This window comes from Ornithinimicrobium kibberense (assembly GCF_006519705.1).
Lineage (GTDB): Bacteria > Actinomycetota > Actinomycetes > Actinomycetales > Dermatophilaceae > Ornithinicoccus > Ornithinicoccus kibberensis.
This window is the reverse complement of record NZ_VFXM01000017.1, coordinates 46622-68660: the sequence shown is the minus strand read 5'-3', so window position 1 is coordinate 68660 and position 22039 is coordinate 46622. Positions and strand designations below refer to the sequence as shown.

Sequence of the window (22039 nt, the reverse complement as noted above, 5' to 3'; positions counted from 1 at the left end):
TCCGCAGGCTCTCAGTATGTAACCAGCGTCCCGAGATCCACCGCTGAAGGCCCGACAGCTTGCGTGTTTCCCATCCCAAAAAGGCCCAGTTCCTCCCCCGGCTGTCAATGCCGCCCAGGAAGAATTCTGAGAGGAAGCCTCCCGGCAGCCCGAACCTGAGACTCGGTCGGAAGACTCGGAGACCGGCGGCTGGCACCTGGGGGCAAGTCCGCGGCCCTAGTCGCCATCGTTCTGGGCCCCGCATGCGACACAACGAGTTCCGTTCCAGAAGGGAAGCCCGCAGGACCAGCAGGCCGCCCCAGGACCGGGATTCGACTGAAGGCTTGGCCCGCCACCGACGCCATAGGGCCCGCGAACGGTCGCGCGCCTTCCGTCGTCAGAGAGCACCTCAAAAAGGGGGACCGACTGGCTGGGTGTCAGATGCAATCGTGGCGACGGATCCACTCCCGCCTCCGTTTCGGATAGGACCTCTCGGCTTGCACTGGCGGCGTGCTCAGCCACGTAGTCATCGATGACGGGGGCCGCCCACACCTCGAAGTTGTCGGGCACACTCACTACCTCCTTCGCCTTCCTCGCCAACTCCTGGTACGCCTTGGGAAGACTGCCTGACGCGTGTGCCTTGGCTAGGATCATGGTCGCAACGGCAAGATCTTCGTAGCCTTCAGGCAGGTGGGTCATCTCGTGAGCTTTGGCCAATTTGGCGACAGCGTTGGCTAGATCCCTCTCGCTGACTGCCCGTTGCGCTCGCCTTCTGGCGCCCTCCGCCTTTGAGCGGGCCCGGTCGATCTCCAGCTGAACGATAGGCGTCGGCCGGAAAACTTGCTTTCGCTTTCGACCGTTGCACGGGCGACAAGCGGGCAGCCAGTTCCCGAAGTCGTTGAGGTTGAAGTCGGCGGGTAGATCAAAAGCAGACAGCACCTTCTGCAATTCGGGCGGCGTTTGCAGAAGCGCCTCGGGCAAGATGTGGTCCACCTCGAAAGTGGTCGCGGTAAGAAGTTCCCCACCGAGGTAGCACCTGTCCCCGTGGGTGTTGAAGACGGCGAACCTCTCAGCCGCAGTGAACGCGTGCTTCTTGTATCTCTCCCCGTCAGTGCTCGTCATCGCTTAGACCCTTCCACCGGTCCTGCCTCGGGGATCCGCGAGACGCGAACGCCGTGCGGCCCCCTTCGGCTGGCTCACGCTGTAACCCTTCCCTGCGGCTTCTGGGCACAGGATTCCATCTCGGCCATAGAGCACCGCTAGCTCTGGTCCATGAGGCGATGGTACTGACTTTAGGAGCCTGCTCAGCACCCTCCTGCCGCGAGTCGCTCGCGCTGGAGTCAAACGCCCCTTTCTTCGTCACCCGCATACCGTTCCCCGATCCGAAACCCGATGAGCAGGCTCAGCAGCAAGGCCCCGATGAGCGTGACGGCGAGGGCCAACAGTTGCCTCGGGCAACAGCATCACGGAACGGGCCCATCGGCTGGCACGGGCTTGTAAGCGAACCAACCAAAGGAACTGGGACCGATTACGGCACTGGCGAGCAAGCCACCAGCGATCAGGCCGATTGCTATCGCCACTGCGACACGGAAGCGGGTGCGACTGGTGGACACCGCGCCATCGTGTCATGAAGCTCGCACACGCTTCTGCCGCGCGGCGCGCGTCATACCGCCGCGCTTGACGCGATGCGCCTAGCGAGGTTGTCGCGGAAAGATGAGTTCATCCCCAGTACGGCTACCGACTGAGGACCAGGAGTCCGTCGACCTGGTGACCGCCCGGCGGGCAGCACGGGGGTGCGGCTGACTCGACGCCACCCGATGCTCCGTCAGCCGTCGGTCCCCACCCCCTCGAAGAGGTCAGGGAAGCGGTCCGGCCAGGCAAGCCTGACCCCGCTCGCCGCGCAGATGTCCACCCAGTCGGAACGGCTCTGCGCGGGTGCACTCTCGATAGCCAGTACGCCCCGCATGGCCTGAACGTGCGGCCAGTGCTCGATGTTGGTCCGGTGGAGGTAGCTGAGCAGTTGGCCGAGGCCGAGACGCAACTGCGACTCCTCGTTGGCGCTCGTGGTGCTCTTAACCTCACAGATGTAGAGCACGTGATCGGCCACCCAAGCGACGTCGAACGGCTCGTCGCCGCCGCGGGGGGACAGGGGCACGAAGCCGGACTGGCGGATGCGTTCGGCGAGCTCGACCTCGAGGTCCTTGTGGGCCTGGGTACCGCGGTCGATCGCGTCCGCGTTCCACAGGACGAACGCGGGCTCCGCGCTCGACTCCTCGTCCTGGAGAGTTCGGGACGACTCCACGTAGGGCCTTCCGCCTTGGGCGAATCCCTTTGAACCTGTGCCCTCGATTCGGTTTTGCTCCACGGCTTCCTGCTCATCGGACCCAAGACGGGCCCAGGCCAGCCTGACGTCGTTGAGGTCCACGCCGTAGGCGTCCGTCAGCACCGTCATGAACTCGATGGGCGCTCCCGCGTCATGCAGCATTCTCAATGTCACAGCTGCCTGCTCCCCAGTTGTGGTGCGTGGGTTGGTGCCATCAGCGGCATTGTTGAAGGCCTCGCGCGGGAGAACGCCCTCTCGGACAGCCTTCAAAGCAGCTTGCGCCGCCGAGGATTTGTAACGGCCAGCGGAGGGCATCGTGTCTGCGGCATGCCAGTTGTGATGGGTCATCGCCCGCGAAGCAGCAATCGCCGTGGGATCGCCGCTGAAGCGTTGAGCCCATTGCCGCAAGCCGTCCGTGATCTCAATGACACCCGGGACGTCTTTGGCAGGCGTTCGGTTGGTGGCAGTCATCGCACTGATCTCCTGGTTGGGCACCGACTCTCCGCAGACTAGACCGTATCGGCACCCACCCCCAGCGGCACTCTGCCCGCTTGGGGCGCGGAACCGCTGGTTGGGTCGTCGGATCCGAGGCACATCGCATCGCCACGCATGGCCCAGTACAGTGCCGCGGGCCGCGCGACTTTACCTCGACTTGACGCTTGCTTGCATCCTGTGGCCCGTCGGATACTCAAGTGAGCAAGCTGGAGACCGATCCGCGAGACTGCCCTGGTGATATGGGCAGCGAATCTTGTCTCGCGAGTGCAATCGGCCCTGATGTGTACCCAACCCAGGCCAAATGGTCGTAGGCTGGTCTCGACAATCCCAACTCGCTTAGGAGCCACAGTGGCGCAGAAGGTACAGACCATTCTCGTCTCGGACCTGTCCGGGACCGAGCTCGGTGAGGACGGTCAAACCGTCAAGTTCGGTTTTCTCGGCGTTGACTACGAGATCGATCTCTCCCAGGAGGAAGCCGACGACTTCGCCAACACGATCCAGAAGTACGTCGAGGCCGGCCGTCGGGTCGGTGGCCGCCGTCAGACGGATGCGGCCAGTTCCGCCAAGCGCGCCCCCTCGCAGACCAAGGCGATCAAGTCCTGGTTGGACGAGCAGAACATCGACTACCCCAAGCGGGGACGTCTCCCGCAGAACCTGATCGACCAGTGGGAGCAGGCCCACAGGTCCTGAGACCCCCCGAGTGACCCCTGGCCGTCCCCGGCCAGGGGTCGCTGCTCTGTCCGGACGACGTGTTCGAGATCCCTCCCTCTGGGTCGTTGCGCCTCGCCGGAGGCGTCCCGTGCGCCCGTACGAGGGCCGCGCACCCACACCTCGACCGGTGCGCGCCCTCCCCCACCGGTTTGCGATGAAAGTCCGTGGACCCCGGGGATGGGACCCCCGGGCCTGTGGTGAAGGACCGCCATTACGCGACGACCTGGCGGACCGAGGATGGGAGAGGCGCTGTGCAACCGAACACCGTCAGCGGGCAGACCCCCCTACTGGGCTTGTTCTGTCCCATGGCTGCTACGCGGCCCAGCCCTGGTTCCGCCTGTACGAGCGTGTGTCCGCCATACCGGGACCTCAAAGCGGCGACCCTGCCAGGGCGGACGCTCTCATGACCGTGAACGCTCGTCCGGAATGGGACGAGGCCAGATCGGTCTTGGTCCACGTGTCCCAGGTCCTTCCCCGGGTCCGTTGGGAGCTGTCCCGCATGCGGCTCGACGTGCTCGACGCCCACCTCAGGCTGGCCCGGCTCGCCGCCCCACGCCTCTCAGGCGGTCGCGGCGCACCGGCTGCCGAGCGGGGTGTTCTCCTGCGTGGGATCGTCGTCTCATGCGAGCAGGGTGCAGCAGCCGGCGCGCAGGTCGACCGCAAGCTGCAGGACGGGATCGCCGGACTGAAGGCCGCGGCCGTCCTGGCAGGGGCGGGTCGTGCGGTGGGGACGCACGAGGAACTTGCACAGGTACGTCTACTGCGTGACCTGGAGGATCTGCGCACCCAGCTGGGGGCCACCGGCACGACGCTGGCCGGGTCGGCGACATCGCTGCGCGAGGTTGCCGACCGCGCACGCACCGTCTCACTCACGATCGCCGGCAATGGTGACGGCGTGGGCGATGGCAGGACGGTGCAACGTCTCCACGGGATGGTCCAGGCGGCCGCGAACCAGGCACGCTACGGCGACCAGGACCTTGACCGTGCCCAAGCGCGTACCAGCGAGCTCGTCACCCAGGTGAGGGCGCAGGCCCGTGACAGCGGCCTGCGGACCCGGGCGCTGCGGCACGACGTCGGGCCACCCGCGCCGTCGAACGGGACGCCCCGATGAGCACCGGCCACGGTTTCGTCCTGCCGGCGACCCGACCCGAGCGGTCGACCGGTCCCGGTCCTGGGGACCTGCGGGGTGACCTCGTCGCGCTCAGCACGGCGCTGGACCGCCTCGCGCGGGATCTGCGGGCGTGGATCCTGCTCGTCGGCACCTCCACGGACGCGCGGGTGCTGATCGACCAGGCCGAGGACCTGCGCCGGCGTCTGCGCGAGACCGGGGCCGACGCCCGACAGCTGGGCGACGCGGCCCGGCCACCCGGCCCCGGCGGACCGGACCACGGGGTCGTCCCGCTCTCGCCGTGCGTGGGCGCGCTGGTGTCCGCAGCGACCTCGCTGCACGCGGCGAGCCACGCGATGGGCCCGGCCGCGTCCGCCCTCTGCCGACAGGACCAGCTGACCCCGACCCTGAGAACCTCCGGGATGGTTGCACGCCGGTTCCTGGCCACCGCGGCCGACGCGATAGGCGACGCCGCCCGCATGATCAGCGACCAGCCGGCCCACGACATCGGACAGGAGGACGGCACCCCTCGTCTGCGGCTCGTCCCCACAGCCGACGAGGAACCATAGGTCGACCTCGCCCCGCACCGGCCCCACGGCCACGGCCCCGGCCGCGCGTCATCCGACACTGAACAACGGGCCGTCTCCTCTGCGGCGCCAGCTCCTTTGCCCCCCCCCTGGTTGTCATCGAGGGAGCCAAGTTCTGCTACTGGCGCCGTGCCATTGGGCGGGCGTCTGCTCCCGCGGCCGGGTCCCGTCACCGGACCGACCCGGGTGCCAGGAGTCCTGCTGCTGCAGACGGACGATCCGGTCGAGGGTCGCGTCGTCGCTGCCGGTGGCGCCCAGGTAGTCCGCGAAAGACCCGGCGAGGCCGACATTGACCAGGTGGTCGTCACCGACCTGGGCCCGGACCCGGTGCCAGACCGAGGACGACCACCACGTCCATGCCACCACGGCCATCACCAGGGTGCTGGCCAGGTGGACCGGGTGCTCGGTCGCCCCCAGCCAGAGCCCCACGCCGGCGGAGATCACCATGCAAGCCCCCAGAACCCAGGCGGGCACGAACACGGTCACGATCCCCCACAGGAGCGCCAGGAACCCCACCAGGGCCGACCAGGGCAGCAGGAAGACCGCCCAGGCCTGTGACCGGCGCGTCAGGCCCGCCCGGACAATTCCGAGCTCGTGGGCGATCACCGAGGCCGCGGTCACCGGCGCCAGGCGTCCTGACCGGACCGCCTCGACCAGGCCCCTGGTCACGACGAGGGTCCGCTCCCCCACCGCCATGGCACCCACCCCGGGGCCGGGTCCGACGAGCAGCAGCAGCCCGTCCACGACGACGCCGTGGTCCAGCAGCACCTTCGCGACCGGCGCCAACGTATGCCGTTGATGTAGCCGCGGGACACGACCCCGCAGCAGCACCCGGGCCGTCCACCGCTCCCCCACGCCCGTGCAGGCCAGCACCACCAGCGCCAGACCGCCGGCCACCACCGGCCACGCGTCCACCGCCAGCGCGCTCTCGAGAGCAAGGGCCCAGCCCATCAGGCTCCACACGGCAGGCACGAGCAGGGCCCTCAACCGGGCTCGGCGCGCGACCGGCACGTCCACGACCACCACCTCCATCCCCGCCGCAACCCCCGGCGTCCTTGACCCGGGTGCCCGGACCTCGTGGACCCCGCAGGCCACGCCGGCCCGCGTCCGGGGGTCATGACCACCCTGCCCCACCTGCCGGCCCTGCCCACTGGGTCGTCCACAACCACCCCCGTGTTCCCCGGTGCGTCCCCGCCCCTGTGCGGAGCCGCCGCACCCGTGTCATCGGAAGCCCTACCCAGGGAGGGAACCGACACACCGATCCCAGGAGCGACCTCGATGACGATGCACGAGCACCAGGTCCTGTCCCCCGTCGGGGTGCTGCTGCGGGCACACCGGCTGCTGGCCCAGGCCGACGCCGAGGCCACCCTTACGGACTCCCGCACCCGAGGCATGGACGAGGTGGACCTGGCGTTCGCCCTGTCCTGCCTGCGGGGTCAGGTCCTGGACCTGGTCCCTGCGCCGGTGCGGCACCTGCTGTCCCACGTGCCGGGCCCGGCCGGGCTCGACCCGGTCGACCTGGCCGCGGCCGCCGAGCAGGTCCTGCGGACCGTGCCGCTGGAGCAGATGCCACCGGGCACCGGCACCCTCCTGTGCCGGCTGACCGAGACCCTGCGGCGGTTCTGGTGAGCAGGCGCCGGCCCCCGAGCATCTACCCGCCCAGCACCGGGGAGCTGATGGACCGGGCCGACCTGCTGGCCCGCCGCCTGCTCTACGAGGCCCCCGAACGGGACGGGCGGGCCATGGTCCGCGCCTGGGGCGAGGTCGTCGAAGGCGCCGCCGAGCTCTGGTCCCACCTGCCGCGCCCCTCGGACCTGCCCGGCACCGGGCACGACGTCATCACCCAGCTGGCCCGCACCGCCAGGACCCTGCACCGCAGCGCCGGCCAGGCACGCCAGGTCGACCCCACCCTGCAGGAGATCGGAACCCTGTTCACCCGCGCAGCGGGGATGATCGAGAACTCCGGCATCGGCCGGACCGGCACCCGGTGGACCCCCCGGCAGAACCAGGACGCCTTCGCCGCCCGCCTGCACATCATGCACACCCTCTACGTCACCTCCCACGCCGTCTCCGTCGCCCTGGCCACCACAGCCCGCGCCGAGAACCGCGACGAACGCCTCCAGGTGTACAACGTCCCTGCCGACGACCTGCGGGCACGGGTCCTGGACGCCGAGCAGATCGCCCACTCCTACCTGCGCGGCCACTACCCCACCGGGCTGGACGGGCGGCACCGACAACCCGTGGACGACACCCGCATCGAGGACGCCATAGCCACCTGGGACGTGCACGCCCAACGGACCCTGACCCGCGCCCCCACCCCAGACGCGATGGCCCAGGTCGCCGGCACCGCCTTCGCCGCCACCGTCCACACCCACCGGCTGTGGCGGGCCGCCGCCGACACCGGGCACGTCGACCCCCACGCCTACACCCACGAGATCACCCCCGCCCTGGAGACCATGATCGAACGCTGGGGACACGCAAACACGGTGTGGCACACCCTGCACCACCCCCAGGTCCCCACCGCCGGCGACCTGCGCGAAGCATCGTGGGAACTGGTCAACGCCATGCTCGAAGTCACCCGGGACCGGATCGGCGCCGCCACCGGCCAGCACATTGCCGAACGCGTGCACATGCCCACCGTGCTCAGATCCCTGCACCACCTCCACGCCACCCTCGCCAGCGTCGGCGAGCTCTTCCACGACACCGCCCGACGAGCCCCCTTCGTGGTCAACGCCAGACCCGCCAACGACCTCGCCCGAGAGCTGGACCCCCCGACCAACAAACCCCGCTCCGTCCCCCGCGGATGGCCCGAGACCGACCCGACCGAGAACCCCGTCATCGCACCCCGCGACATCCTGCTCCGACGCGCCGTGCTGCTGCCCGAACCCCTGCGACCTCTCCTGGAACGACCCTCCGGGCAGGCAGCAGCCGCCTCCAGAGCAGCCCTCCGCGCGACCATCGGCGCCGACGACCGGAACGTCGAGTCCATGCACCTGCCACCCAGCTGGGCCACGAACGAGCCCGCCCCCACGCGACTGACCCGCTCACAGACCACCGAACGTCATCGGGCCGCCCCGGCCCCGGCCCCCGGTGCCGTCACCACCCCGGGACGCTGATCAGCCGACCGCTCTGCACGGCTCGCCGGCAGCCGTATCCGGTTCGGCAAAACGGCTGTCCATCAAGGCGCCCCTCGGACGAGGCCCGCAGGGGCGGGTATCCTCCGCGAGTGTGAGCACCGACGACGTCCCGCCTCAGCAGCGCGCGCTCGAGCTCGTGGCAGACGCCGCCACCAACCTCGAACAAGCCCGTGCCCTGCTCGTCGCCCGTGCCTCAGTAGCCATCGCCGCCGACCTCGACCTCAAGATCGTCGCGAAGACCGCCGGCCTCGACCCGGCGACGCTACGTCGCTGGCTGATAGCACGCGAACGCGAGACGCCCAGCTGAAGGCCGCGAACGGGCAGGAGAGGGCACCGCTGGTGCGTCCACCCGTGTCCTGCCGGCGTCTGAGATTGCGGTGAGACGGCGCAGAGCCGGCCCCGGTCAAGAGGCCTGCCCATCGGAAATTTCAGTCCGACCTCGTTGGGCAGCACCCCGTCAGGCTCGACTTCTCGTCCTGACGAGGTGCTCCCCAGCTCCTACAAGCAGGGGCCACCGCCCACCGGAGGCGGCCAGCCAGCTCCGGATCGAACTTCAGCCCAGCCCGACGGCGAGACCGCGGGCGTGCGGCGGAGGACCGGGAACGCCGGCGTGCGGCGGCGGCCCCTGGACCCCGGCATGCGGAGGGATGACACCCACCGTGCCCTCATCGGGCCACTCGCAGGACAAGCCGGAGCCGAAGGCCGTGATGTTGGTCGGGCTGATCACCTCACCGGCACCCCAACCGTCGTTCTCGCGGATGCTCTGCTGGGAGGCGAAGCCGAAGTAGTGGCCGCTGTTGATGTACAGGTGCGCCACCGCGCCATAGGTCCCGCCCTCTTCCACCCCGGTCCACGCCGTCATGCTCAACTCCGCCGGACCGTCGTAGGTCAGCTGCACCTGGCAGCCGTCGGCGGTCATGACCAGATCGAGACCGATGCCGACCACCTCGTTCTCGCCCGCGGTGTAGACCCCCGCCTGAGCGGCCTGACCCGACATCACGAATGCTGCAGCGACCGCAGCCGTCTGGGCGATCCTGCTCATCCTTCGCATACCTTCTCCTGACCCTTCGCCACCCTCTGCGGCGAGCTGCTCGTGCGGACCGCGCACACCCTTCGGTGGAGCGAGGACGGTCCTCCTGGGACCGGCCAAGGACAGGACTACCGCAAGTCTGTCGCGCTTGTGTCGCACAGGCGGCCGCAGACAACCCGCTCTCGGCGGCGCTTGTAGCCCCGGTCCCGTGGCCCTATGGCAGTAGGGGCCGTCGCAGACGCTGCGAGCGAGGTGAGATCAGAAGGCCAGTCGCAGGGTCCGGAATGGGCGGTCCGATCCATTCCGGTTCCTGGGTCACTGGGAACCGGATTCCGCCGATGCCCGTCGGTCTCGCAGGACCCGTCGCACGGCAGTGACAGCAGTCCCTCGGCGGTCAATTCTGCTGCTGGCCAGCCCTTCGGCGCACCGGCCAGGTCGACAGCCACAGGTGCAGGTCACGTCGGAGATGTGCTGGGTCTGGCTGCACCTGTTTCTGCACTCCTTCCTCGATGCTTCGCACCAGCCGCCAACGCTCGCATCCGGAGAGTCGTCGTAGGTTGTCCGGATCGGCGAGACCGAGGTCGTGCAGCACGTTGACGACTTCGATGGCGTGGTCGGGGAGTCGACGAGAAAGGGACCTGACCAGCTCGGCAGCAGAGGTGATCCTGGCGGCCGACACCAAGGAGATCCCCACAAGTTCTGCGAGCTCCCGCTCCCTGCCGTAGTACGCGGCAAGCGATGCCGTCGTAGTCAGGCCGATGCGCTTCAAGTTCGGCTGCTCGGCACGCATGGCTGGTAGGTCCAGGACGTCCTTCCGTGGTTCGACGGGGAACGCCTCGTCGTAGGCCTTGTCCCTACGGAGCCTCTCCAGTTGCGGGTCCTTGGACCGCCAGTCACGGAGTGCGTTGTCGACGTCGGCCTCCTTGAGCATGGCGATGGCCACGTCAGGCTTGAAGTCCAGCGAGGCGAAGTAGCAGGCCGCCGAGTATGCCTCGCGGGGTGTTGGTGGGTTCACGGTGAACGGTGGACCCGACTCCCCGACTGCTGCTTGGTACCACCGCAGCCGGGCACCCATGAGGTCTCCGAACGTCTGCCCCCCGACCTGATCGACAGGCCTCTGTCCTTGATATTGCTCAAGGGCCTCCGCCAGCTCTTTGGTCGTGTCCTCCACCGCCGGGGTCAGCTCCCTACGAAGCGGATCCTGGGCGTAGTCGCGATTGATGAGCACTGCTGTCCGCATGTTCAGTGCGCGCAGGTGCAGGGCTGTGCCCTGCAGTTCGTGCATGCCCAGCCTGTGAACGAAATCCTCGAGCCAGGAGGCGAACCGGTCCAGCTCGTCGTACTCCTTGGCCTTCCGGTGCAAGGAGCTCTGCAGGGCCAGCTGGGCGGGAAGGTTGTCGCGCTGCGCCTGCAGGGCCTTGGCGAGCAGGCGTTCCCGGGGCGGGCCTTCGGGCACGTCCATGGTGGCAACGCAGTGGTACCCCAGGCTGCGCCAATCGGTGACACCGTAGAGGTTGTCGAAGTCCGTGTAGCGCCGTCCCAGGGCGACAAGGATCGCTGCGGCGACGAACCGGTGAAGGTCGGGGGTGGTCGTCGGTCCAGCTGCGCCACCCTCGTTGTCCCCGGCCGCGGGCGCGTCCGCGGTGGGAGCCACCGGACCGAGCTCGAGCTCTGCGGGATGGACAACCGCCGCAGTCTCCGCACGGCCGTTGCGGGTGATGACGACGTTGAACCGACCGTTGGTGTCCTCGTCGACCTGGATCCGCCACGGGACAGGAGCGACCACGACCTGCCACAAGGACCACAACACCTTCAGCACGGCGTTGGTGGGGTCGGTCGAGATGATGTTCGACGTCAGCGCGGTCACGTCCGCTCCACGCGGCACCTCCAGCCCACGGGGCTCCTCGCCCCCCATGGTCTCCAACAGGGCGACCAGGTGGCCGACCGTGGCCTCCTTGTCCGCGTTGGCGGTGTCCCTGACGGCGATGGACAGGCGTAGACGGGTGGCCATCTCCGTCGCCACAAGCACGACGCCAAGTCCGGCGAGCACCGAGCCGATCACGAGGAGAAGCACACGGTCCGAGGCTTGGGTGACCGCTCCGATGACGGGGACGGCCACAGCGAGCGACCCCAGCGCAAGAGTCCACCAAGCCCCCGGCCGCAAGACGGCAAGCATGATCGAAGCTGCAACCACAGCCACTGCTGCGAAGACGAGTACTGGTATCTCGATGGCTCCATGGAGACCCGTGGGCAGGCTGGCCGCGATCGACAACGCCGCCGCCAGCACCGTCACGCCCGATACGAGGGCGAGCCAACCGTGTCCACGACTGCTGACCCGCGGCCAGCGCCGCGGCAGGGGGACGACCAGCCGAGCCATCACCATCAACGCGAGCCCCACGAGCGCGACGGGCAGCGCGAGCGTCTGCAAGGGGTCGACGACCGCGGTGACCGCCTTGTGCCACGCACGCTGCACGGTCGCCAGGAGGCCTTCGTCGACCGGTGGAGGGTTGTCACGGTTGCACTGAAAGGCCAGCTGTCGCGCGCCCCGCGCGTCCAGACCGGCCGCGTCGACCGGAGGACACAGGTCAGTCTGGGCGGGCGAGGTTCCTGCCGGGTCGTCGGCAGAGCCGTCAGCCTCGTTGGCAGCTGCCGCCTCCAGACTCGTGGCCAGGGAGGTGTAGGCCTCTCCCCGGGCGATGCGGATCAGCGCATCGACCTTCACCTCACGGCACAGGTCGGGTTCGTCCACGGGTCCGTCGTCAGGATCAGCGGTCGCAGTTGACCCATCGTCGGTGGGTGGGTCTTCCCCGGCCTCACCGGTGGGCGTGGCCGTCGCACTTGCCCCATCGGGTACCTGTTCATCCAGCAGACCGAGGGCCTTCGTCGGCCACCCTTGGGCGTTGAGATCCTCCGCCTCCCTGCACAGGTCCAATGGCCCCTCCGGAGCCTCACCACCGGTCTCGGCAGCGATCGCCTCCTGGTGCACGACCAGCGGCATGCTCAGGCCACCCATCATGACAACGAACAGCACACGAAGAAGGAACTGTTGGTGGAGCACCCTCAGAGTCATGCCGCGCACCTCCGCCCGAGAGGATGAATGTACTGCTAAGACAGTCCTCACCGCAGCCGGACGGGCGGGTGGGACCTGCGGCCACCGATCACGGCACCGCGGACCCCCATCGGTTCGCTGTTGCGACCAGACGCGCACTACCCTCCCCCGGTGAGATCACGCCCAGATGGTGTGAGACGCCCGGGCGTTCCTGCAGGTCACGCCCTGGGTGATCGGAGACGACATCCGATCGTGACCACCCTTGGGCGGGAGCCCCATTCTCAGGGCAGTCGTCGCGCCCCGACCGGGTTTCTAGGAACCTCATGGCTCGGCCCGAGGAGGCGCCCTTGCACAGCGTCACTGAACGTTGCGAACGCTCAGCGAACGGTGCCTGACTAATCTCACTTGACGGCAGGTAATGAGGCGCTAGGCCCCATCACCGTGCCATCGCCAAGGCCCCAAAGCAGACCTCAGGAGGAGATTTTGATGCCTGGTCAGAACAGGAGCGGTGCGTTCTGGGACTCGATGAAGATCAAGAACCAAGTCTCGGAATTCCTAGAGGAGCAACATGGCCAGGAGGCGAAGAAGCCACCTGAAAGAGTCAAGAGCAAGGGGATCGACGTCCGGGTTGAGCCTGTCGTCCGTGGCCGTTACGACGCAGACAGCCACCGCTGGGACCCTGCCTCCATCACCCCGGGCGACTACCGGCTGCGAATCACACTCGCGAAGAACGTCATTCGGAGAGGCCGGGGCATGTGGGCTACCGCTGCTCGTTGGTCTCTGACGGACGCGTCCGGGATCGAACGATCAGGTGAGGCTCCCCTCCCGGAGTTGCCTGGCGCCGATGACTTGAATATCGACGTGGGCGGAGAACCAGGGGGGGCGGGCGATTTCCAGAAGCCGGTCCGTGAGGAGGCGGGCCAGACCAGTGGCGAGCTATCCTTGACGGCACGCCAAGCAGGCCCTTTCACGGTACGGATCACCCCACTGTTCGGACAAGATGGGGAGATCGGAAGTGCCGGATCGACACTCACCTATCAGGGACAGATCGAGGATTGGCTAATCTGCGTTATGGGTGACTCCTTCGCCTCAGGCCAGGGCAATCCGAACCGAGAAGGAGAACTGGACTTCTTCGACGACAAATTCGCCGCCAACTTCACCACGCTCTTCTGGATGGACGCATTCGATGTGAGCGGTCGGCCGCCCACCTGGCAGGAGCCTCTGTCCTGGAGGTCTAACAACTCCGGCATTTGTTGGGCCGCTTCTCGGCAGCATACGAACGAACGTGTCATCAGTTTCGTCTCGACCGCTGTCAGCGGAGCCGAGGTGCGCAACGGTTTGCTGACGCGACAGAAGAACGGTGATGCACCCCTACCCCACCTGCATCCGGAAGGCCAAATCAGTGAGCTCGCCGATCTCCTAGGGGGACTTGGCCAAGGAGGCAGGCCAGACGTTCTCATGCTCAGCATCGGCGGCAACGACATGGGATTTGCCCAGGCACTCCAGTCCCTGACGAAGGAGACATCGTCGTGGTGGGATTTCTTCACCGTTCTCAACCTCTTTGCGCCGCCCTTGGCCTTTGCCAAAGCCTACGCCTCCAAAGGCGTGCACAGCCCGGGTGAAGTGCAGGCTAGGGTTTTGGAGCAGTTGCGTGATGGCTCGGAATTCTCCCGATCCCTCGAGCAGCTCGCACATCGAATCAACAGCGAACTGCGGCCCCGCGCGGTCATGGTAGTCGAGTACCCGACCGCACTCTTCGATGGGGACGACGAACGCCCGCAGGCAGGCTGCGGCCTCTTTGATGTCCCGTCACTGGGATTGTCTCTGAGCGAGGCCGAAGCCGCACTTGTCGAAGCGGTAGGCAATGCTCTCAACGCGCGCTTGGAGGAGTGGTGCGAGAAACACACCTATCGCTATGTGGGCGGGATCGCCCGAGCGTTCAAGGGACATGGCTACTGCTCGAGCGACAGCTATTGGCGAGCCGCTGAGGGTACCGTGCGCAAACAATTGGACAAGGAAGGCGTCTTGCACCCTGACGCGGGCGGCCATACCGTCATCGCCGACATCATCGGCCCCGTTCTGGCACAGGAGATGGGGCGCTTGCGTAGGCCAGCGCGCGGTTGAGTGGCCCTCGCGCAGATCGGACACGGACTAGGATTCCTCCCATCAACTCCGCGTCATCTGGCTGCTTTAGTCGTCAGACCGACCACTTTCTCCGGATCTCAGTTGACTCCCCGCCCGAGCAGCATCCGCTGGGCCTGAGGATCACCACTGTGTCCGGGTATTAGAGGCCCCTCGGTGCTTGCTCCGTCCGTCCAGGGGCTGCGACGTGGCATCAACATTCGGACCAGACCCCCTTCGGACAGTTGCGTGAAAGCAGGCCATCCCGGGGTTTCGCTCACCACCACGACCCGAGCGGCGATGCCGTGCGCCGCATCCAGGTGAGACAAGGCGCCGGGACGTGAGATCATCGCTGCAACGTCGCTGGTCAGCGACACGGTGATCGGATCGGGTATCCGACAAAATGGGCCGGTCCACGGACGAGCGAGAACCCATTCCTACAGGTCGTGGCGCTCCTTCAGGCCCGCCTCGACGGGGTTGACGGCCTCAGGGGCCGCCCCACTGCCGTCTGCGACGCTGTAGACGCGCTCACCGCTCGTGCTGCTCTGTCCTGTCTGTCTCGACCCAGTATCTTTCACCGGTCCGAACACCCGATCAGCTCATCGGCTTGACTTTCTCCTCGATAAAGGCGATTTCCTCAGCGTTCAACGCATACTTCGCGTAGAGCTGCCGGTCGATGTCGGGAATGGGCTTAGTCCAGTCGATGTCTGATGCGTCCGTGAAGTCCTGCAGCGGTACAAGGTTCCACTTGATGGCGGGGTTGTGCTGCGTGGTCTTGAGGACGCCTAACATTGCCCGAGCGAACTTGGACTTCACGTACTTGAGGCACGACACCGCCTCGAGCTCGGTGTCATACGCCCCGATGCAGATGAAGGTCTGCGTCACACCAGTCGCCGGACCCATGGTCACCGGACCCGCCAAGACCTCGCCAAACTTGCCAGATCCATTTGCGGCCGCGACGACCACCTTGTGTGCGTCGACAACTGGAGGGGCGATGAGATAGTCACGGCGGATCCACCGCGTGGCTCGGTTGCGGGGCCCAAGGAGCCCTAGGATCCCGAGGTACTCGTGCCCATCGTCAGGCATCGTTTCCATGCAGACCTCGCGCATACGATCGAAGGTATTGGTCTTCAGCCGAGTGCCGCTCTTTGCCGGGATTCGTGTCTGCAGCTCCGGGTGGTCGATGAACACCTGGTTGGTCCACTTACAGGGGTGCTCGGTGATGACGGTTGCCAGGGAGTCCTCTCCTAGCGCCTGCACAGAGTTAACGATGCTCTGCACCTCTGGCATGTAGGCCAAGGTGCCGATCGGGCCGATCACCCGAGTCTCGTCACGGTGAGTCACAACGATCCCTCCCTTGATGTCGGTCCCAGGGAAGACGGTCGCTGACGATGGCTCGAATAGCGCGACCTTCAGGTGCTCATCCGTAAGCACCTTCCGATTCCAAGATTTCGGGGTTTGCCCCGCGTTCGAGAGGAAGCGGCCAGGCGTGATCAGTACAGTTTGCACTGACACCTCGAAGGCCGCATCCATGAACTTGTCGTAGATCGGCGGTGCTTTGTTCTCGTTGTCACCGACCAGGTCCGCCTGGTACGGCGGGTTTCCGATGACGACGTCGAACTTCTTGCTCATGTCAGTTTCCTTCCGCCAGCATCCGGTCGACCACCGTCTGCCGTTCCTGCTTGCTCATGCTGATGAGATTGTCGACCGTGAAGTGGCCGGAGTCCTCGATCCACCTCTTGCGTGTCGGGATGCCACCGGAAACCGCCTCGATGGTGATGCGGTGCAAAATCTTGTTGTGGCTCATCTCGAACACCTGTGAGGTGAGGATGTGCCGCAGCCTCTCCTCCTGGTCTGGGTAGATTTCTGCCAGGCCGGTGTCGAGTCGCCGGACCAGCTCCATGAGGAACAACCCGGCCGTGGAGAACAGATCGGCGAAGGTCTTGGTCGGGTCGCTGAAGATGCCGGGATTCTCGGCTTCAAGGATGTCGACCATCCGCTTGACGACGGGCTGTGGTGTGAACACTAGGGACGTTTTCTGCTGGGGGATGTAGGCGAAGATGTTCTCGGTCTGGGCGTCGTCGAAGTAGTTGGCCAGGGCTTCCTTCTTGTCGAGGAACTCCTGGACCGCCTGGTCGAACACGGGCGCGTCGAACATGCCGGGGATCGTGGTGACCGTGCCGTCCTCCTCGGTGACCTCCTGACCGTCGCGCAGGAGGCGAAACTCCTCCTCCGTGATGCCGGTGATCTCCTCGAAGACGTCGGCCGGGGTGTAGTCGTCGAAGTTCGCCAGGCGCAGGTCGCGGTGGCCGTAGGCCATGAGGAACATCGGGATGGTCCGGGCGAACCCTCGCAGGTGGGACCGAGCGTCGTCCATCGTCTGGTTGGCGCGCTTCTGCTCGGTCCTGGTCTCCTCACGAATGACGACCTCGGTCACGATCGAACCCAGTGACTCCTCGACGATGCCCAGGACGTTCGCCTTGAGCGCCTCCTCCAGCTGGGCCTTCCTGACCTCGATGTCCTGCGCCTCGTCCTCGGTGGCGGCGTTCCTCAGCTCGTCCTCGAGATGCTTGGTGGCGATGGTGTGCTCCGCGTAGGCACGTTCGACCTTGGCCTGGACGGCCTGCTCGGTGCGCTTTTCGTCGCGTTCGACCTGCTTGTTGGACAGGTGGTACTCCTCCTTGAGCGCCTGGCGCGCTTCGCGTGCCTGGTTAGTCACTGCCTTGGCGATCTCGCGGGCCGCCACATGCGCGGGGACGTCCGGTGCGGGTGTCGGGATGTCCTCGACCCGGTAGACCGGCTTGCCCAGCTGCTCCACCTTGGGGTTGATGACGGTCTCGACGTCGACCTGGACGTTGCCGTCAGGATCGGTCACCGGGGGCGGCTGCGGAATTTCTAGGGACTCCCCAACCTTGACCTTGCCCTGCTTCGCCGTCGGAAGTTTGTCGAGGATCTCCTTGACGTGCTCGCTGTATCGGAAGATGCCGGCAACGTTGGCGAACAGCAGGTTCGACAGGAAGCCACGTCGCACGACCTCGCGGGCCTTGAACACCTGCGGGAACGTCAGCACCTTGGAAGCGTCGAGCTGGATCATCCGGCCTTCGGTGTCCTCGCCCAAGATGGGGAAGAAGTTCAGCAACGTGCGGATGTTCTCCCGGCGCGCGTCCGGGTCGCCGGAGGGGTTCGGATGCAGATTGTTCGCGAACTCGTCGAAGATCCTCAGCGTGCGCTCGGGTGCGAAGTCGAAGATGTAGGCGTTCTCCTTACGGAACACCTGTCCGTTGCGCTCGAAGATGCGAGGGTTCTGTGCCCGGAACGCGGCCTGCATGTACTGGGCGGGAGAGGACATGTCCGAGAGCATGATGACGGCGGTCCACTCGGGAACGGTCACGCCGGTGGTCAGCTGGCGGACGGACAGGGTGATCGTCTTCCCGTCCGCCTTCTCGGCCTCTGCGATGGCGTTGCGGACCCTGTCCAGGGACTTCTCGGTGGCTTCGAGGTCGGTGTCGTCGTGCGAACGTCCGTCGCCCGCGGCCAGGACGATCGTGTAGTCCTTGAACACCTCGTGCTTCTTGAGCAGCCGTTCCAGTGCCTTGGCCGAGGCGACACGGTTGAGCAGCCAGAACGAGTGCCGGATCTCGTCGCGCAGCTCAGGGGTGGAGAAAGGGTACTTCTCGTTGGTCGTGAGGCTGTCGAGGAACTTGATGACCTCTGCCTCGTGCTCGAAGAAGCCGTTGTCCTTGGTCGCGAAGAACTCATTCAGGTCGAACGTGAAGTCGATGTTCGCCTCGTCCTCGTCTACGGCCACGCCGACTTCGAGACGGTCGGTGATCATCCGAGACAGCTGGTAGGTCAGGAGGTTCAGCCTGGGCAGCGCCGCGTACGGGTTCTCCTGGGAGTCGTCGTCCCACGCCTGCCGCGCGACCTGCTCGTCCTCGTAAGTCCAGTTGAAGATCTGGTCCTGATCGAACTTGCCCGAGGCCAGCGCCTTGAACGGGGTCCCGGACAGATGGAGGGTGTACCTGCGCTTGATCTGGTTGAACGCCACGCCCGTCTTCGCGGTGTCGACACCCTCGTGGGCCTCGTCGATGACCAGCAGATCCCAGTCGAACTGCGCTATGTGCCTCAGCTTGTCGAAAGGACCGCCGAAGTACTGCGACCCCTTCAGATCCTGCAACGAGACGAACTCGACGATGCGCGGGTCGAAGTCCTGATACTCGTTCGAGAACGACCTCCACTGGGCGCGGGTCATGGGGCTCCGGTCCTTCAGAGACTCCGACTCGGACACGAACTTGAACGTCGTCTGGTGTCCGATGAACATCGTGAAGTCGTCGAACCAGGAGTTCGCGATCGCGGGCCGGTTGGTGAGGACGAGGACCCTGCGCACGTCGTCAAGGGTGCGCATCAGGTGGTAGGTGGTGAGCGTCTTCCCGAACCGCGGCTTGGCGTTCCACAGCACCTCGGTCTTACCGGACCCAAAGGCCTCGATCGCCTGGTCCACGGCGGCCTGCTGCTCCGGCCGCAGGACGTAGTCCTCCTCGGCAACGGCCCGCTGCAGATCGGAGAAGTCCTGACCCGCGAAGCTGTTGAAGTAGTCCAGCGACGACCTTCGGGCCACAGCGAAGTGGTGCCACTCGGTGCGCTTCGGCGCGGTCTCCCGCTCGACCCCCTGCTGCTGGAGGTAGGCATGGAAGTCCTTGTCCGTGAAGCGCCCACCTCCCTCGGACGTGAACAGCGCCCGGCGCGACCATTCCTTGCGCTTCTCGATACCCAGCTGAGAAGCCTGCTGGGCGATCCGGGTGTCAGCGTCCGCCTGCTCGGTGTACCCGATCTTCTCCCAACCCGCGTACTTGGGGATGTCCGGCGTGGACCAGGAGTAGATGAGGGGTGTGATCTGGTGGAACGTCCTGAGCTTTGGGCTATCCACGTGCTTTTCCCTCCCGGTGCACATGCTCGATCCGGCATGGTGAGTAGCGTTCATACTCGGTGAAGTCGAAGGCGCCGCCACGAAGCGAATTGAAGGTGAACAGATCGCGCTGGACGAGCGACACGTCGCCCTCGACACGGGTCCACCACGAGAACTGGATCGGGGCACCGCTCGGGTCCAGGCCTGTCAGGGTGTCCCCACGGACGATGTTGGTGTCTATGAGGAAGGCAGCCGCACGGTACACGTGGGTGCGGTGATAGCAGCGCACCCCGTGCCGCCGGTGGAACTGGAGAAACTCCGCGAGCATCTTCTCCTTGGCGATCTGATGGTTGTCCTCCAGCAGCTCGATCCCGTAGATGGAGGCCAGTGCGAACAGCGACTCCCGGATCCACTGCCCGGCGGGGTACTGCTCTTCGATAGCGCTGAGCTTGCGGTGCAGGATCGCCAGGAGGAAGTTGCCGTCGCCTGCCGCCGGCTCGAGGAATGTCTTGTCGACGAAGCCGGGTCCGCTACCCAGCTCTTCTGGGACAAGGTCAAGCATCTGGTCGACCATGTACCGGGGCGTGAAGACCTCACCGTAGGTCCGGACACGGTGCCGACACTTCACGATCAGCTCCTCGATGCTTGTCCGGTTCGAGCCAACGCTTGGGCGGACTGCGGTAGACGGTGAATAGGACCCGCCCTGTGTGGGAATCGCTACTGTCATTCGTTCCAGGGCACCTCGTCCGCCAACTCGCCGCCACAGTCCCCACACGCTCGGCTGGCGGTCCCCCACAACGCGTCCATCGGTGCGTCGCTCATACGTCCTCTCGTCGTTCGTAGGACCCCAGCACGATCGCGAGCGCCTGGTAGGTCGATCCAGCGTCCGACAAACCTACAACGTGCAACACGCAACACATCGCAACGCGCCGGAGATCAGCTAGGGATCAGGCTCCGGCCGAGTGGCCATCACCAGGTTGACGGTGCGCCCCTGACTCTGGGCCGTAGACGGAGCCGCTGGTGGTCCAGCCCGCGAGTCGGCCCGCAGCTTCCGACCGCCAGACGGGAATGGTGTCGAAGTTGCCGACGGATGAGCTGGTCGGACACCATCTCCGATCGTCGGCGCCACCATCAGCGATGACCGGTCTCGGTCTCACGGCGCTCTCACGGCCGCCGGTGCCGGTGCCACTTGATTGTTGGGGGTGCCCGTAGCAGCGCGCGCACGACCCGTCCTAGAGGCCGCGCACGGCTCCCTCCCGAGCTAGCCGGCCGGGTCGGTCAGCGTTCGCAGACGATCCCGTCGCTGTCGGCGTCGCGGTACCAGTGGTACTCCGGGTCCACGCCGACGACGTACGGCCCGTACCCGTTGGCGATCGCCTCCTTGCAGGTGCCGAACTGGGGATCGGTGCCTCCCCCGGCCGGTGGCTGGGGGACGAACGGCTGCGGTTGCGGTGCTGGCTCGGGCGCGGGTGGGGGCGCAGCTGGGGCGAGGCAGGAGTAGGCCTGCGGGCTGGCGGCGTCGGCGGCGACGTACTCCGCCTCGCGGTGGTGCCACCCGTAGCCGTCGCGGGAGTCGTACCGGGCGATGGCCAGGCCCTCCTGGATCAGCGTCAGGCCCACGTCGCGTCCGTCCACGTCCAGGTAGCGGATCAGCCGCCCGTACCGGTCGATGCTGTCCGCGCCCGCCTTGACCAGGACCGCCTCACGGTCCCGGGCCAGCTCCATCATCCGGGCACCGGCCTCCTCGTAGCCGCACTCCCCACGCTCGGGGGTGTCGATCCCGGCGATCCTGATGCGGGCACCGGTGGACACGTCGACGGTGTCCCCGTCCACGATGGCCACGACCGTCGCGAGCTCCCCCGCGGCGGCCTTCTTCTCCGCAGCTTCCTCGGCTGCCTTCTCCTCGGCCGCCTTCTTCTCTGCGGCCTCCTCAGCAGCCTTCTTCTCCTCGGCCGCCTTCTTCTCCGCGGCTTCCTGGGCGGCCTCCTCCTGGGCGGCTCGCGTCTCGGCGGCGAATGCGCTTGCCCTCCTCGGCGCGTGCCTCGGCCCTCTCGGCGCGCCTCGCGTCGGCCGCCTCCTTCTCCGCAGCCTGCTCCGCGGTCTCGTCGTCGGAAGGCTCTTCCGGCGTCGTCGGCACCGGCTCCTCGGTAGGAGCCTCCCGTGTCGCGGCAGGGACGGGCGCGGAGGACACCGCCGCGGGGTCCGACTCCTCGACCCCGACCATGGCCACGACGGACACCGTGAGCAAGACCAGTCCCCCGATGAACGAGGCCACGGTGATCAGCACGCCGATCAGAGCGGCACGAACCATTCCTTCTCCCCATCTGCCTGCTTCGCTGCAGGACATCTCCGGCTGGCGGGGGCCCCTTTCAGGACCCCGCCCCATCAGACCTTCGCGGAGGCAGGTGATGGCACCCCTCGGCACGTTCTGGACGGCTGTGACGTTACCCCGCACCTCCGACAGGCCTGAAGGCTCCGTCACTGTGGTCCTCCATGGGTCGGTGCCTGCGGCTGCACGACCCATGGCAGATTCCCGGGCACGCGTCGACGTCGTCGAGCAGACCGAAGGTCGCCGGCAGGTGGGCGCAGAGCG

Annotated in this window: 17 protein-coding genes; 7 read left to right on the top strand and 10 right to left on the bottom strand. The window is 66.7% G+C overall.

Annotated features, from left to right (window positions below; all coding sequences use genetic code 11):
- Positions 1 to 216 precede the first annotated feature (216 nt).
- On the bottom strand, positions 217 to 1101 hold the full coding sequence (locus tag FJR00_RS14040; RefSeq protein WP_141339281.1) for an HNH endonuclease: 885 nt from the start codon (positions 1099 to 1101) through the stop codon (positions 217 to 219).
- 703 nt (positions 1102 to 1804) lie between these two features.
- Positions 1805 to 2773 carry a hypothetical protein gene (locus FJR00_RS14035; RefSeq protein ID WP_141339280.1) on the bottom strand — a complete coding sequence of 323 codons (969 nt, stop codon included), beginning with the start codon at positions 2771 to 2773 and terminating at the stop codon, positions 1805 to 1807.
- A gap of 372 nt (positions 2774 to 3145) precedes the next feature.
- Between FJR00_RS14035 and FJR00_RS14030 the strand changes: the two genes are divergently transcribed.
- The 3 genes from FJR00_RS14030 (at position 3146) to FJR00_RS14020 (ending at position 5185) form a co-directional block, all read left to right on the top strand.
- Entirely contained in the window at positions 3146 to 3487 is a 342-nt protein-coding gene (locus tag FJR00_RS14030) for a histone-like nucleoid-structuring protein Lsr2 (protein WP_181409644.1), read from the top strand.
- A gap of 520 nt (positions 3488 to 4007) precedes the next feature.
- The gene (locus tag FJR00_RS14025) at positions 4008 to 4619 is read left to right on the top strand and encodes a hypothetical protein (protein WP_141339278.1); all 612 of its coding nucleotides are present in this window, start codon (positions 4008 to 4010) and stop codon (positions 4617 to 4619) included.
- Positions 4616 to 5185 (top strand): hypothetical protein, encoded by a 570-nt coding sequence (locus tag FJR00_RS14020; protein ID WP_141339277.1) that lies wholly within the window; start codon positions 4616 to 4618, stop codon positions 5183 to 5185. Before FJR00_RS14025 ends, FJR00_RS14020 begins: the two co-directional genes overlap by 4 nt.
- 114 nt (positions 5186 to 5299) lie before the next feature.
- On the opposite strand, the gene FJR00_RS14015 is transcribed toward FJR00_RS14020, so the two are convergent.
- Positions 5300 to 6220, bottom strand: coding sequence for a M48 family metalloprotease (locus tag FJR00_RS14015; RefSeq protein ID WP_141339276.1), 921 nt, complete (start codon positions 6218 to 6220; stop codon positions 5300 to 5302).
- A gap of 261 nt (positions 6221 to 6481) precedes the next feature.
- Here FJR00_RS14015 and FJR00_RS14010 point away from each other — a divergent pair, with 261 nt between their 5' ends.
- The 3 genes from FJR00_RS14010 (at position 6482) to FJR00_RS14000 (ending at position 8647) form a co-directional block, all read left to right on the top strand.
- Complete coding sequence (locus tag FJR00_RS14010) at positions 6482 to 6832, top strand: hypothetical protein (RefSeq protein WP_141339275.1); 351 nt, start codon at positions 6482 to 6484, stop codon at positions 6830 to 6832.
- A complete protein-coding gene (locus FJR00_RS14005; protein ID WP_141339274.1) occupies positions 6829 to 8319 on the top strand; it encodes a hypothetical protein in 1491 nt (496 codons plus the stop codon). The genes FJR00_RS14010 and FJR00_RS14005 overlap by 4 nt, the downstream gene beginning before the upstream one ends.
- A 112-nt stretch (positions 8320 to 8431) precedes the next feature.
- A complete protein-coding gene (locus FJR00_RS14000; RefSeq protein ID WP_141339273.1) occupies positions 8432 to 8647 on the top strand; it encodes a hypothetical protein in 216 nt (71 codons plus the stop codon).
- A 246-nt stretch (positions 8648 to 8893) separates the two neighbouring features.
- Here the strand turns inward: FJR00_RS14000 and FJR00_RS13995 are convergent, their stop codons facing one another.
- Both FJR00_RS13995 and FJR00_RS13990 read right to left on the bottom strand, forming a co-directional pair.
- A complete protein-coding gene (locus tag FJR00_RS13995; RefSeq protein ID WP_141339272.1) occupies positions 8894 to 9382 on the bottom strand; it encodes a hypothetical protein in 489 nt (162 codons plus the stop codon).
- Positions 9383 to 9764: 382 nt separating this feature from the next.
- Complete coding sequence (locus FJR00_RS13990) at positions 9765 to 12440, bottom strand: hypothetical protein (RefSeq protein ID WP_141339271.1); 2676 nt, start codon at positions 12438 to 12440, stop codon at positions 9765 to 9767.
- Positions 12441 to 12905: 465 nt separating this feature from the next.
- On the opposite strand from FJR00_RS13990, the gene FJR00_RS13985 reads away from it, so the two are divergent.
- On the top strand, positions 12906 to 14543 hold the full coding sequence (locus tag FJR00_RS13985; protein WP_141339270.1) for an SGNH/GDSL hydrolase family protein: 1638 nt from the start codon (positions 12906 to 12908) through the stop codon (positions 14541 to 14543).
- 591 nt (positions 14544 to 15134) lie between these two features.
- Here the strand turns inward: FJR00_RS13985 and FJR00_RS13980 are convergent.
- The 5 genes from FJR00_RS13980 to FJR00_RS16050 form a co-directional block, all read right to left on the bottom strand.
- Complete coding sequence (locus FJR00_RS13980) at positions 15135 to 16172, bottom strand: Eco57I restriction-modification methylase domain-containing protein (protein WP_141339269.1); 1038 nt, start codon at positions 16170 to 16172, stop codon at positions 15135 to 15137.
- A 1-nt stretch (position 16173) separates the two neighbouring features.
- Positions 16174 to 19467 carry a DEAD/DEAH box helicase gene (locus tag FJR00_RS13975; protein ID WP_141339268.1) on the bottom strand — a complete coding sequence of 1098 codons (3294 nt, stop codon included), beginning with the start codon at positions 19465 to 19467 and terminating at the stop codon, positions 16174 to 16176.
- Entirely contained in the window at positions 19460 to 20020 is a 561-nt protein-coding gene (locus tag FJR00_RS13970) for a methylase (RefSeq protein ID WP_181409642.1), read from the bottom strand. The genes FJR00_RS13975 and FJR00_RS13970 overlap by 8 nt, the downstream gene beginning before the upstream one ends.
- A 704-nt stretch (positions 20021 to 20724) precedes the next feature.
- Positions 20725 to 21288, bottom strand: coding sequence for a thermonuclease family protein (locus FJR00_RS16055; protein WP_202876687.1), 564 nt, complete (start codon positions 21286 to 21288; stop codon positions 20725 to 20727).
- An 88-nt stretch (positions 21289 to 21376) separates the two neighbouring features.
- The gene (locus FJR00_RS16050) at positions 21377 to 21733 is read right to left on the bottom strand and encodes a hypothetical protein (RefSeq protein WP_238330503.1); all 357 of its coding nucleotides are present in this window, start codon (positions 21731 to 21733) and stop codon (positions 21377 to 21379) included.
- Positions 21734 to 22039 lie beyond the last annotated feature (306 nt).